Origin of the sequence: Microbacterium sp. WCS2018Hpa-23 (assembly GCF_031843845.1) — a bacterium.
In the GTDB taxonomy this organism is placed as follows: Bacteria; Actinomycetota; Actinomycetes; order Actinomycetales; family Microbacteriaceae; genus Microbacterium.
Genome location: NZ_JAVTIZ010000005.1, coordinates 89,879 through 101,958, shown reverse-complemented (window position 1 = coordinate 101,958; position 12,080 = coordinate 89,879). Strand labels below are relative to the sequence as shown.

Below are 12,080 nucleotides of genomic sequence, written 5' to 3'. Positions count from 1 at the left end.
TCATGACCCGCATCTCCGACTCAGGACTCTCCGTCGCCATCGTGGGCGCCACCGGCCAGGTGGGAACCGTGATGCGCGAGATTCTCGCCGAGCGGTCCTTCCCGATTCGCGAGCTGCGTCTGTTCTCGTCGTCGCGATCGGCGGGCACGGCCATCGAGTTCGGCGGCGCGACGGTCATCGTCGAAGACGTCGAGACCGCGGATGCCGGGGGCATCGACATCGCCCTCTTCTCGGCCGGCGCGACCGCCAGCCGTGCCTACGCTCCCCGGTTCGCCGAGGCCGGAGCCGTCGTCGTCGACAATTCCAGCGCCTGGCGCAACGACCCCGAGGTCCCTCTCGTCGTCAGCGAGGTCAACCCGCACGCGATCGACGACCGTCCCCGCGGCATCATCGCGAACCCGAACTGCACGACCATGGCCGCGATGCCCGTGCTGAAGGCACTGCACGCCGAGGCAGGCCTCGAGCGCCTCATCGTCTCGACCTATCAGGCCGTCTCCGGATCCGGTCTCGCCGGCGCCCAGGAGCTCCTCGGTCAGGTCGAGGGCGTCCTCGCCCAGGGTGACACCCTGCGCCTCGTGCACGACGGCTCGTCGATCGACTTCCCCGAGCCCGAGAAGTACGTCGCCCCGATCGCTTTCGACGTCATCCCGTTCGCCGGCAACCTCGTCGACGACGGTCAGAACGAGACCGACGAGGAGAAGAAGCTCCGCAACGAGAGCCGCAAGATCCTCGAGCTTCCCGATCTCCGCGTCGCCGGGACCTGCGTGCGCGTCCCCGTCTTCACCGGTCATTCGCTCTCGATCAACGTCGAGTTCGCGAACGACATCACGCCGCAGCGCGCCGCCGAGGTGCTGTCCACGGCCCCCGGCGTGGTGCTCGACGAGGTGCCGACGCCGCTACAGGCCGCAGGCAAGGACCCGAGCTTCGTCGGCCGCATCCGCGCTGACCAGTCCGCGCCCGAGAACAAGGGCCTCGTGCTGTTCATCAGCAACGACAATCTGCGCAAGGGAGCGGCGCTGAATGCCGTGCAGATCGCCGAGATCCTCGCCGAGCGCCTGGTGGCCATAGCCTGACCGCATCCCCGCCATGCGGAACCGGTCTGACGAGACCGGCCCGCGTGGTCAGTCGTGCTGTGACCTCGAACTAGACTGTCGTGGTGACCGAAACCGTCGATGTCGTCTTGATCGGTGGTGGCATCATGAGCGCCACCCTGGGTACCCTTCTGCACGAGCTGCAGCCGGATTGGAAGATCGTCGCGTTCGAGCGACTCTCCGATGTGGCTCAGGAGTCGTCGAACCCCTGGAACAACGCGGGCACGGGCCACGCGGCGCTCTGCGAGCTGAACTACATGCCGCAGCAGAAGGGCGCGCCTCTCGACCCGGCGAAGGCCGTCTCGATCAACGAGCAGTTCCAGCAGAGCCGTCAGTTCTGGTCGTCGCTGGTCGATCGGGGAGTGCTCGACGCTCCCTCGACCTTCATCAACGCGACGCCGCACATGACCTTCGTGCGTGGCGAGAAGGACGTCAAGTACCTCAAGGATCGCTACGAGGTCCTCAAGAAGCAGCCCCTGTTCGACGGCATCGAGTACAGCGAGGACTCCCGCGTCATCAACAAGTGGGCGCCGCTCCTCATGCAGCAGCGCCGCAAGGGCGAGCCGTTCGCCGCCACGCGCGTGCCCGCCGGTACCGATGTCGACTTCGGTGCCCTGACGCACCAGCTCTTCGACCACCTCACCGACTCGGGCGTGACGCTGCGCACCAACCACGAGGTCAAGAGCCTGAAGAAGCAGAAGGACGGCACCTGGCTGGTCAACTACCGCACCACGATCGGGCGCACGCCGAACCAGGTCAAGGCCCGCTTCGTGTTCGTGGGCGCAGGCGGCTGGGCTCTCAAGCTGCTGCAGCGCTCGGGCATCCCCGAGATCAAGGGCTACGGAGTCTTCCCGATCGGCGGTCAGTTCCTGAAGACCTCCAACCCGAAGATCGTCGCCCAGCACCAGGCCAAGGTCTACTCGCAGGCATCCGTGGGCGCTCCGCCCATGTCGGTGCCGCACCTCGACACGCGCGTGGTCGGTGGAGAGGCCTCGCTGATGTTCGGCCCCTTCGCGACGTTCAGCCCCAAGTTCCTCAAGAACGGCTCGATGCTCGACATCGTGTCGCAGGTGCGCACGCACAACCTGTGGCCGATGCTGCGTGTCGCGTTCGCGAACCCCGACCTCATCACGTACCTCGTCGGCGAGCTGATGAAGAACCACGCCAAGAAGGTCGACAGCCTCCGCACGTTCATGCCCACGGCCAAGGATGAGGACTGGACGCTCATCGATGCCGGCCAGCGTGCACAGGTGATGAAGAAGGATGCCAAGAAGGGCGGCATCCTGCAGTTCGGCACCGAGGTCGTCGCGGCGGCCGACGGATCGATCGCGGGTCTGCTCGGCGCATCGCCCGGAGCATCCACCGCTGTGCCGATCATGCTCGATCTGCTCAAGAAGTGCTTCCCGGCCGAGTACCCGGGTTGGGAGTCCGAGCTGCGCGAGCTCATCCCCACGTTCGGCGAGAAGCTGAACACGGATGCGACGCTGGCAGCGAAGTCCACCGCGGCGACGGCCGCCACGCTCGGCATCAACGAATAAGCGGCCTGTGGCGAAGCTCTACTTCCGCTACGGGGCGATGAACTCGGGCAAGTCCACTTCGCTGCTGCAGGCCGCGTACAACTACGAGGAGCGCGGGCAGCATGTGCTGCTCGCCAAGCCCGAGATCGACACCAAGGGCGCGTCGGAGATCGCGAGTCGCCTCGGCGTCACGCGTGAGGTCGACTACCTCATCGCGCCGGATGCCGACGTCCGGGCGCTCTTCGGCGAGCATCGGGAGCGCGTGCGTCGCGCCGTCGCCGGTGAACCGGTCCGCGGTGGATCGGTCGACGTCGCCTGCCTTCTGATCGACGAGGCGCAGTTCCTCACCGCCGAGCAGGTCGACGATCTCTTCCGCATCGCGATCGAAGACGGCATCCCCGTGATCGCCTACGGCATCCGCAACGATTTCCTCACCCACGCCTTCCCCGGTTCGGCCCGCCTCCTCGCGATCGCGCACTCGCTCGAGGAGCTGAAGACCATCTGCCGCTGCGGGCGCAAGGCGGTCTTCAACGGTCGCGTGATCGGCGGCCGGTTCGTGTTCGACGGAGACCAGGTCGCCATCGACGAGGGAGCGGGCGGTTCCGTCGCTCCCGAGGTCACGACCTACGAGTCGCTGTGCGGCGCCTGCTACCTCGAAGAGTCCGGCGGACGCCTGGGCTGACAGCCCACGACTCATCCTCCCGCCTGCGGGCGGTGTCTTGCCATGCCCGGATTGCGTGGTCTGACCACACGCGCTACTGTGGTCAGACCACATGGAGCGCGTCGATGATCGACGCCGCCGACGCGAACGACGAGGAGAGCGGATGCCCGAGCAGCCCGCGCGCGCTTGGCGCCTCGTTCTCGAGCATGTCGAGCGGGACCTGCTCGACGGTCGCCTGGGCCCCGGCGACCGGCTCGTCTCGGAGCGCGACCTCGCCGCCGATCTCGGTGTGGGGCGATCGAGCGTCCGTGAGGCGCTGCGCGTTCTCGAGGTCATGGGCCTCATCCGCACGGCTACGGGGTCCGGACCCCAATCGGGTGCCATCGTCATCGCGACTCCGACCGGAGGCATGTCGACACTGCTGCGCCTCCAGGTCGCCGCTCAAGGCTTCCCTCTGACCGATGTCGTGCAGACGCGTCTGCTGCTCGAGGATGCCGTCGCCGCAGCCCTCGCCGGCCAGCAGGCCCCGGATCTCGCCGCTGCGCACAGCGTCCTCGATGCGATGGATGCCGAGGGGCTGACTTCCGCCGAGTTCCTCGCCCTCGACGCGCAGCTGCACCTCGCGCTGGCTGAGTCGAGCGGCAACACCGTCGTCGCGGCGATCATGGCCGGGCTCCGCACCGCCATCGAGTCATACGTGCAGGAGGGGGCGGCATCCATCGCCGACTGGGATGCCATGGCCGACCGCCTGCGCGCCGAGCATCGCGCGATCATCACGGCCATCGCCGCGGGTGACGCGACGACAGCGCAGGCCCTCGTGCGAGCGCACATCACCGGCTACTACACGGCGGCGGGACTCACCCGCAGCACCCGACCCACCGACTGAGAGGACACGACATGGTCCAGCGCCAGCTTCCCAATCCCGCAGAGCTGCTCGAGCTGATGAAGTTCAAGAAGCCCGAGTTCGACGGCAAGAAGCGCCGCCTCGACTCGGCGCTCACGATCGACGACCTGCGCACCATCGCCAAACGCCGCACGCCCAAGGCGGCGTTCGACTACACCGACGGCGCTGCTGAGGGCGAGCTCTCGCTCACGCGTGCGCGCCAGGCCTTCCAGGACGTCGAGTTCCACCCCGGCATCCTGCGCCCGGCTCCCTCGGTCGACACGTCCGTCGACATCCTCGGCGGCCCGTCAGCTCTTCCCTTCGGCATCGCGCCCACCGGGTTCACGCGCCTCATGCAGACCGAGGGTGAGGTTGCAGGGGCCGGCGCCGCCGCCGCGGCAGGCATCCCGTTCACTCTGTCAACCCTGGGTACGACGTCGATCGAGGGCGTGAAGGCGGCGAACCCGAACGGTCGCAACTGGTTCCAGCTGTACGTCATGCGCGACCGCGAGATCTCGTACGAGCTGACCCGTCGGGCGGCCGCTGCCGGTTTCGACACCCTGCAGTTCACGGTCGACACCCCCGTCGCGGGCGCACGTCTGCGCGACAAGCGCAACGGCTTCAGCATCCCGCCCCAGCTGACGCTCGGGACGATCATCAACGCCATTCCTCGTCCGTGGTGGTGGTACGACTTCCTCACCACGCCGAAGCTCGAGTTCGCGTCGTTGAGCACCACCGGCGGCACCGTCGGCGAGCTGCTCGACGCCGCGATGGACCCGACCATCAGTTACGACGACCTCGCGGTGATCCGCGACATCTGGCCCGGCAAGATCGTGATCAAGGGCGTGCAGAACGTCGAGGACTCGGTGCGACTGCGTGACGCGGGGGTCGACGGCATCGTCCTCTCGAACCACGGAGGGCGCCAGCTCGATCGTGCGCCCATCCCGTTCCACCTGCTGCCGGAGGTGCGCAAGGCCGTCGGCGACGACTTCACGGTCATGATCGACACCGGCATCATGAACGGTGCGGACATCGTCGCCGCGGTCGCGCTGGGTGCCGACTTCACGCTCATCGGCCGTGCCTACCTGTACGGCCTGATGGCCGGTGGCCGTGCGGGCGTCGACCGCACGATCAGCATCCTCCGCACCGAGATCGAGCGCACCATGCGCCTGCTCGGGGTGGCCTCGCTCGCCGAGCTCGAGCCCGCGCATGTCACCCAGCTCACGCGCCTCGTGCCGGTGACGCGCTCTGCATCCGACGCGGTGGTGCGCTGACGCGGGGCCCGGTCAGGCCGCGGACTCGGCGACTCGTCGGGTCCGCGGCGGCCAGGGGACGAGCATCGACGTCGTCCGGCGGTATTCGGCGTACGAAGGATACTTGCCCGCGGTGATCGACTCGGTGAAGATCGTCGATCCGATGAACAGGATGCTGAGCAGGAACGGCCCGATCACCGTCCAGTTCAGCGCGCCGCCGAGGAAGCCGGCACCCGAGGCGACCGCAGCCGTCGCTCCGATCGCGTAGAACGCCCACCATTGGCTCTGCTCGAAGAAGAAGTTGGGGTGCCGGCTGACGCGGAAAAGCCCATCGGTGGCGAAGCCGGGGGAGAGGGTGCCGCCCGCCTGCTTCTTGCGTCGGTGGAACTCCCACTGCTGCTGGTCGGCGACGGTCTCGCCGATGAGCAGTGCCAGGAAGATCGCGGCGAACACGAGGTCCCACGCGTTCAGTGGAGCAGGATGCTGCAGCGCGATCTCGGCCGGCAGCGTGATCAGCACGAGCAGCGTCATCTGGTACCCGATGATGAACAGCAGGTTGAAGAGCTGGAACTGCCACGGCTTCATGCGTCCGCGAAGGATCGCCCACCGGTAGTCCTCCATGCCGGTGTACCCGCCCTTGCGCGCGAAGTTGTAGGTCAGGCGCACACCCCACAGGGTCACGAGCACGGCCATGAGCACCAGACGGCTCGCGTCCTCACCGCCAGCGAGGGATGTGCCCGTGAAAATCCACACGTAGACGACCGGCACGATCGACCAGGCGCGGTCGACCCACGAGGTGTCGCGGGTCACGAGCGACAGGATCCAGCACGCCGCGCTCGCGACGGCCGCGGTCAGGATGACGATCAGCAGCGGTTCCATATCGACATGCTAGAACTCCTATTCCCGTGCGGGCCGGAGGCAGGGGTCGAGCGTCAGAGCGTGGGGAGGAGCGCGTCGAGCTTGTCGGCGGTGTCCTCCCAGCCCTCCACCGCGACGGAGGGAACGCCGATCGCGAGCACGGGGTAGTCGTTGCCGCCCTCGTCCAGACGGTCGCCGTAGAACAGCATGGAGGTCAGGGGGATGCCGGTGTGCTCGGCGAGCTGCCGCATCCCGTAGGCCTTGTCGATCCCGGCGAGGGTGATGTCGATCGACGTCGAGCCGCCAGAGCGCACCTCGAGTTCGGGAAGACGGGCGGCCACGGCATCCCGCAGAGCCTCGCGCTTCGCTCCGGACGGATCCCAGTCGCGCTTCGCATCATGCGGAGCCTTCTGTCCGAGGGCCGAGAACGTGATCTGCGAGCCGCGGTCCTCGAGGATGTCACCCCAGGGCTCCTCCTCCCAGAGCCCCAGACGCTCGGCCTCCTCGCGCAGGGCGGTCAGCGCACCGGTCTTCTGCACGGCAGTGAGATCCTGCGCGTACACGGGGGCGAAGTCCGTACCGTCGTAGCGCAAGTACCGGGTTCCGCACGTCGGAAGCAGATGCAGTCGCGCGGCCGTGGTGGCGTCGATCTCGCCGAGCCGGGCGATGACCTGCGAGCGGAACTGGGTCTCGTTGCCACCGGAGATGATGGCGACGTCGACCCTCTCCATCAGCGCGAGCAACAGCGAGGAGATGCGCGGGTCGAGGGGGCCCTTGGAGGGAGCGAGGGTGTCGTCGAGATCGAAGGCCACGAGAGCAGGCGAGGTCATGATGCTTCCAGATTACGTCGTGGACGGTGAGAGCTCTGAGGCGCGAACAACAGGGTGCCGGCGATCGCGACGAAGACACCGATCAGGGCGCCTCCCGAGTTCGCGATGACGTCGGTCACGGTGGCAGCGCGATGGGGCAGTGCCACACGCTGTGCGACCTCGATCGAGAGCGACAGCGCCGGTCCCAGGACCACCGCGAGCGGCCAGAAGCGCCGAGGCACCAGCACGAACGCGAGGATGCCGACCGGCACGAACACGAGGACGTTCGCGATGATCTCGAGGCGCGTGAAGTCGAGCCACTCCCAGCCCAGACGGTGCGTCGCCGAGAGCACGAGGTCGAGCAGGTTCGGCATCGACTGCTCGACACGCGAGGGCGTGAGGGTGAGCAGGGCGAGGCCCGCGAAGAAAGGAATGCTGAGCGCCAGCGCGATGCCGCGAGTGAGGCGACGCGGGGGAGGGAACAGGGTGCTCACGTGGTCCCTTTCGCCTCGGTCCTGGTACAGAGAAGGGCGCCCGTGAGGGCGGCCTTCCGGTGTTACTGGTCGGGGTGACAGGATTTGAACCTGCGACCTCTTCGTCCCGAACGAAGCGCGCTACCAAGCTGCGCCACACCCCGTTTTGCAACCCTCCGAGTCTACAGCGAAATGCTCTCAGCGCCGAATCGAGGGGTCAACCGCGCGCCGTCAGCGTGAGCAGCGTCGCCTCGGGGCGGCACGCGAAGCGCACGGGTGCGTAGATCGAGTGACCGCAGCCGGCGCTGACGTTGAGGGACACCGTGCGCCGGCCCTGCGTCCACGTGCTCAGGCCCTTGGCCTGCTTGAGGGGGATGTCGCAGTTCGCGACGAGAGCGCCGAAGCCGGGGAGGCATACCTGGCCGCCGTGCGTGTGTCCGCCGAAGATCGCATCCGCGCCGAGCTCGATGTAGCGGTTCATCACGCGCTGGTAGGGCGCATGCGTCACTCCGAGTACCGAGGTGCCCGGCTCCCGCGGTCCGAGCGCGTCGATCGCTGCGGGCAGATCCTCGAGGCGGTCCCACTGCCGGTGCGCATCGCTCACCCCGAAGAAGTCGATGGTGTCGCCGGCGACGGTGAGCCGCGCGGCCGTGTTGTTCAGGTCTGCCCAGCCGAGTTCTTCGGTGAAGAAGGCGTCCATCGCATCGGTGTCGAGGAATGTGGGCTCGTGGTGCCGCTGCGAAGGACCGGCGAAGTAGCGGATCGGATTGCGCGGCGACGGGCCGTTGACGTCGTTCGACCCGTGCACGAACACGCCGGGGATGCCGGCGAACGGCTCGAACGCCCGACGGATCCCCTCGAGGCCGTCGCGGTGCCCGAGGTTGTCGCCGGTGTTGATGATGAGGTCGGGCTTCAGCTGCGCGAGCGAGGCGAGCCAGTCCTGCTTGCGATGCTGCCACGGCGCCATGTGCGCATCCGAGATGTGCAGCACGCGCAGCGGTGCGGATCCGGGGGCGAGAGCGGATGCCGTCGCCTCCCGAACCGTGAACAGGTAGCGCTCGATGCCGATGCTCCAGACAGCGGCCGCAGCACCAGCGGCCCCCACCGCGCCGAGCGCGATGAGGGCCGGGTGTGCCGTTGGTCGTGAGGTCACTGGCAGGTGACCGAGATCGCCGTGGACTTGTTGGTCACCGTGTTCGCAGGGGGGTTGGTGCTCGCCACGACGGCGCTAGGCGGGTTGCACGAGTTGTCGAAGGAGATCGACGAGAACCCTGCGCCGAACAGCGCGTTCTGTGCGGCGGCCTTCGGCTGACCGGTGATGTCCGGCACGGTCGTTCCCTGGCCGTTGCTCGGCGAGATTGTGACCGTGGCACCGCTCGGGGCCTGACCAGAGGGGTCCTGCGCGACGATGACGTCACCGGCGGGGCCGTCAGACGGCGCGCCGACGACGACCTGGAAGCCGGCGTTCTCGAGCGTGGCTGTCGCCGTCGCGGTGTCCATCCCGATCACGGAGGGGACATCGGTCAGCACCTGCTTGCTCAGGTTCGCATCGGGCTGCGGGAACGCATCGCCGCCGTAGATATCGTTCGCCGTTCCTTGCATCGTTCGCGCGAGCTGGTATCGCATCTCGTTCAGCGCGGTGCCGCCCCAGCTCTGACGAAGGATGCTGGCCTGGCCCTCCGAGCGTCCGACCCAGATCGCCGTGGTGACCTTGGTGCTCGACTCGATCATCATGGTTCCCCACGACTCGTGGGTACCCGTCTTTCCGATGAGGGGAACTCCGTCGCGCGTGTTCGCCTTGTTACCGGTTCCGCCGGCGTTCATGACACCCTGCAGCGCGAAGGCGGCGGTCGCGGCGACTTCGGGCGAGATGACCTGCGAGCAGGTCGTCTCCGGGATAGGCAGGTCGTTGCCCTCGGCGTCGACCACGCGGTCGATGGCCTTCGGGGTGCAGTAGATGCCGTTGTTGGCGACGGTGGCGTAAGCGCCCGCCATCGCGAGCGGGGAGATGTACTTCGATCCCAGGATGTCGTACGGAGCCGGGCTTCCGTCCGTGGTCTTGCCGCCGTTGGCAAGGGTGACGCCCATGCGGTCGGCGACGGCGTTGATCTTGCAGAGGTCGAGTTTCTCGGCCATCGCGAGGTAGCCGCTGTTGAGCGAGTCCGCGGTGAACTTCATCACTGTTCCGGTGTATCCGCCGGCGTTGTTGAAGTTCTGGATCTTGGTGGAGTTGCGGATGCCATCATCGCCGCACTTGAACTTCGAGAAGACGCGGTTGCTGCCGTTCAGGGTCTCCCGCACCGAGTGGCCCTCCTCGAGCCAGTCGATCAGGGTGAAGAGCTTGTAGGTCGAGCCGACCGAGAAGCCGTTGGATCCACCGTGGGCCTTGTCGGTGCCGAACACCAGTGCGGTGTACGCCTGATCGCCCTGGATCGTCTCGCTGAAGTTGGTGTTCTGCGTGATCGCGAGCACTCGACCCGTGCTGGTCTCGAGAGAGATGCCGGCAGCGCCGAAGAACTGGTTGTCGTAGTTCGCCGGAACCGTGTTCGCCATGACCTCGGCGCCCGCGCTCTGGATGTCGATGTTCATCGTCGAGTAGATCTTCAGGCCGCCCTGGCGAAGAAGATCGCGACGCTCCTGCTCCGTCTCGCCGAAGGCGGGATCGTTGAGGACGACGGACTTCACGTACTCGCAGAAGTAGGCGCTGCGGGCCACGTTGCCTGCCGAGACGCAGCCCTGCGTGGGCTGCGTGATCGCGGGCGTGATCGGGGAGGCATCCGCCTCGTCGAACTGGGCCTGCGTGATCTTGCCGAGTGCGAGCATGCGGTCGAGCACGTAGTGGCGGCGTTCCATCGTCAGGGCGTAGCCGTCCGCCTCGCTGTTGTGCCCGACGCCGTCCTTGTCGGTCCACGTGCCCGCGACCTGATCGATCCGGTACTGGTTCGGGTTCTGCACCATGCCGGCGATCGTGGCGGCCTGCGCGACCGTGAGGTTCGCGGCCGTCGTCGAGAAGTAATAGTTCGCCGCCGACTCGATGCCGTAGACCGTGCCGCCGAAGTTGGCGATGTTGAGGTACCCGAGCAGGATGTCGTTCTTCGAGTACTCCTTCTCGATCTGCAGGGCGTAACGCATCTCCTGCAGCTTGCGCTCGATGCCCTTGGCGCCGACCGCGTTGGTCGCATCGGCCCAGCACTGCTGCAGGTCGTCGGCGTAGGTGCCCGACGCCGGGTCGGCCTCCTGCTCGCACTCCTGGATCAGCACGTTCTTGACGTACTGCTGGGTGATGGTCGAGGCGCCTCGGTCGTCGGTGCCGCGCAGGTTGTCGACGAGGGCCTTCGTCGTCGCGCCGACGTTGATGCCGCCGTGGCTGAAGTAGTCCTTGTCCTCGCTCGAGAGGACCGCGTCGAACACGACGGGGTTGATCTGCTCATACGTCACAGGCACGCGGTTCTGCTCGTAGAACGATGCCAGCTCGACCGGGGTTCCGTCGGAGGCTGTCGCGTAGATCGTCGACTGCTCCATCGGCCGGTTCACCTGGAGGTTCGCGGGGAGGTCTTCGAAGATCGTGAGGGCCTGGGATCCGGCGATACCCGTCATGGCGAGAACAGGGGTGACGCTGGCCGCGACGAGGAGGCCGGCTACGGCGCTGAGCCCGACGAGTCCGAGGACTCCGCCGAGCGCACCTTTCACCGTGCGATTCTTTTGAGGCATACGCTTGATCGTAGGGGAGTTCCCTGAATACCGCCTTTGACGCATCCGCGCGCGCGGATGCGGCCAGACAGGAGTGCCATGACCACGTGGGAGTACCTGACCACCCCGCTGCTGATCCACAACACCGCCGCGATCCTCAACAACTGGGGCAAGCAGGGCTGGGAGCTCGTGCAGGTCATCCAGGGACCTGAGGGAGGGCTCGTCGCCTACTTCAAGCGCCCGGTGACCGCGGATGCCGCAGGCAACGCGGGTCTTGCCGCGGCCGCCGAGGCATCCCGCCAGTTCGACGGGGGCGCGGCATGAGCGTCTCCGAGCGTCTGAGCGAACTCGGCATCGAGCTGCCTGCGGTCGCAGCGCCAGTCGCGGCATACGTCCCCGCCGTGGTGCACGCCGGTCTTGTCTACACCTCCGGTCAGCTGCCCTTCTCGGGTGGCGCTCTGCCCGCCACGGGCAAGGTCGGCGCCGAGGTCTCCGCCGAAGACGCGAACACCTACGCCCGCACCTGCGCCCTCAACGCCCTCGCGGCGGCCGCGGATGCCGCAGGCGGTGTCGACCGGATCGCCGGAGTGCTCCGCGTCGGCGGCTTCGTGGCATCCACTCCCGACTTCACGGGACAGCCCGGTGTCATCAACGGTGCGAGCCTCGTGCTCGGCGAGATCTTCGGAGATGCCGGTCGACACGTGCGCGCCGCAGTCGGCGTGCCCGTGCTGCCGCTGGACAGCCCGGTCGAGGTGGACGTCGTCTTCATCCTCGCCTGAGTCCGCACGTGCAGAACGCCCCCTCCCGGATCCGAATCGGCCTTGGATCCGGGAGGGGGCGTTCTG

At 67.4% G+C, this 12,080-nt stretch carries 12 protein-coding genes and 1 tRNA gene; 7 read left to right on the top strand and 6 right to left on the bottom strand.

The genetic code is table 11. From position 1 onward, the window contains the following. The first annotated feature begins 2 nt into the window (after positions 1 to 2). From RQG77_RS09765 to RQG77_RS09745, 5 genes are all read left to right on the top strand, one after another. Positions 3 to 1,073 carry an aspartate-semialdehyde dehydrogenase gene (locus RQG77_RS09765; RefSeq protein ID WP_311244552.1) on the top strand — a complete coding sequence of 357 codons (1,071 nt, stop codon included), beginning with the start codon at positions 3 to 5 and terminating at the stop codon, positions 1,071 to 1,073. A gap of 83 nt (positions 1,074 to 1,156) precedes the next feature. Further along, positions 1,157 to 2,629 (top strand): malate:quinone oxidoreductase, encoded by a 1,473-nt coding sequence (locus RQG77_RS09760; RefSeq protein WP_311244551.1) that lies wholly within the window; start codon positions 1,157 to 1,159, stop codon positions 2,627 to 2,629. Positions 2,630 to 2,636: 7 nt separating this feature from the next. Next, positions 2,637 to 3,290, top strand: coding sequence for a thymidine kinase (locus RQG77_RS09755; RefSeq protein ID WP_311244550.1), 654 nt, complete (start codon positions 2,637 to 2,639; stop codon positions 3,288 to 3,290). A gap of 142 nt (positions 3,291 to 3,432) precedes the next feature. Further along, complete coding sequence (locus RQG77_RS09750; protein WP_311244549.1) at positions 3,433 to 4,155, top strand: FCD domain-containing protein; 723 nt, start codon at positions 3,433 to 3,435, stop codon at positions 4,153 to 4,155. An 11-nt stretch (positions 4,156 to 4,166) separates the two neighbouring features. Continuing rightward, positions 4,167 to 5,426, top strand: coding sequence for an alpha-hydroxy acid oxidase (locus RQG77_RS09745; RefSeq protein WP_311244548.1), 1,260 nt, complete (start codon positions 4,167 to 4,169; stop codon positions 5,424 to 5,426). 12 nt (positions 5,427 to 5,438) lie between these two features. Here RQG77_RS09745 and RQG77_RS09740 read toward each other — a convergent pair whose 3' ends face one another. The 6 genes from RQG77_RS09740 to RQG77_RS09715 all read right to left on the bottom strand — a co-directional run bounded on the left by RQG77_RS09740 (position 5,439) and on the right by RQG77_RS09715 (position 11,256). Then, a complete protein-coding gene (locus RQG77_RS09740; RefSeq protein WP_311244547.1) occupies positions 5,439 to 6,284 on the bottom strand; it encodes a DUF1295 domain-containing protein in 846 nt (281 codons plus the stop codon). Positions 6,285 to 6,337: 53 nt separating this feature from the next. Continuing rightward, the gene (locus RQG77_RS09735) at positions 6,338 to 7,093 is read right to left on the bottom strand and encodes an HAD-IIB family hydrolase (protein ID WP_311244545.1); all 756 of its coding nucleotides are present in this window, start codon (positions 7,091 to 7,093) and stop codon (positions 6,338 to 6,340) included. Next, complete coding sequence (locus RQG77_RS09730) at positions 7,090 to 7,566, bottom strand: VanZ family protein (RefSeq protein WP_311244544.1); 477 nt, start codon at positions 7,564 to 7,566, stop codon at positions 7,090 to 7,092. Before RQG77_RS09730 ends, RQG77_RS09735 begins: the two co-directional genes overlap by 4 nt. Positions 7,567 to 7,632: 66 nt before the next feature. After that, positions 7,633 to 7,709: transfer RNA gene (locus RQG77_RS09725), tRNA-Pro, on the bottom strand. A gap of 53 nt (positions 7,710 to 7,762) precedes the next feature. Then, positions 7,763 to 8,698, bottom strand: coding sequence for a metallophosphoesterase (locus RQG77_RS09720; protein ID WP_311244543.1), 936 nt, complete (start codon positions 8,696 to 8,698; stop codon positions 7,763 to 7,765). Then, positions 8,695 to 11,256, bottom strand: coding sequence for a penicillin-binding protein (locus RQG77_RS09715; protein WP_311244542.1), 2,562 nt, complete (start codon positions 11,254 to 11,256; stop codon positions 8,695 to 8,697). The genes RQG77_RS09720 and RQG77_RS09715 overlap by 4 nt, the downstream gene beginning before the upstream one ends. 78 nt (positions 11,257 to 11,334) lie before the next feature. Between RQG77_RS09715 and RQG77_RS09710 the strand changes: the two genes are divergently transcribed. Further along, complete coding sequence (locus RQG77_RS09710; protein WP_311244541.1) at positions 11,335 to 11,559, top strand: hypothetical protein; 225 nt, start codon at positions 11,335 to 11,337, stop codon at positions 11,557 to 11,559. Continuing rightward, a complete protein-coding gene (locus RQG77_RS09705) occupies positions 11,556 to 12,014 on the top strand; it encodes a RidA family protein (protein WP_311244540.1) in 459 nt (152 codons plus the stop codon). The genes RQG77_RS09710 and RQG77_RS09705 overlap by 4 nt, the downstream gene beginning before the upstream one ends. The last annotated feature ends 66 nt before the right edge of the window (positions 12,015 to 12,080 follow it).

What these genes read in the sequence shown, in the direction of transcription:
- RQG77_RS09765 (WP_311244552.1), top strand. Translation starts at nt 3, where the DNA reads ATGACCCGCATCTCCGACTCAGGACTCTCCGTCGCCATCGTGGGCGCC.
- RQG77_RS09750 (WP_311244549.1), top strand. Translation starts at nt 3,433, where the DNA reads ATGCCCGAGCAGCCCGCGCGCGCTTGGCGCCTCGTTCTCGAGCATGTC.
- RQG77_RS09745 (WP_311244548.1), top strand. Translation starts at nt 4,167, where the DNA reads ATGGTCCAGCGCCAGCTTCCCAATCCCGCAGAGCTGCTCGAGCTGATG.
- RQG77_RS09740 (WP_311244547.1), bottom strand. Translation starts at nt 6,284, where the DNA reads ATGGAACCGCTGCTGATCGTCATCCTGACCGCGGCCGTCGCGAGCGCG.
- RQG77_RS09735 (WP_311244545.1), bottom strand. Translation starts at nt 7,093, where the DNA reads ATGACCTCGCCTGCTCTCGTGGCCTTCGATCTCGACGACACCCTCGCT.
- RQG77_RS09715 (WP_311244542.1), bottom strand. Translation starts at nt 11,256, where the DNA reads ATGCCTCAAAAGAATCGCACGGTGAAAGGTGCGCTCGGCGGAGTCCTC.
- RQG77_RS09710 (WP_311244541.1), top strand. Translation starts at nt 11,335, where the DNA reads ATGACCACGTGGGAGTACCTGACCACCCCGCTGCTGATCCACAACACC.
- RQG77_RS09705 (WP_311244540.1), top strand. Translation starts at nt 11,556, where the DNA reads ATGAGCGTCTCCGAGCGTCTGAGCGAACTCGGCATCGAGCTGCCTGCG.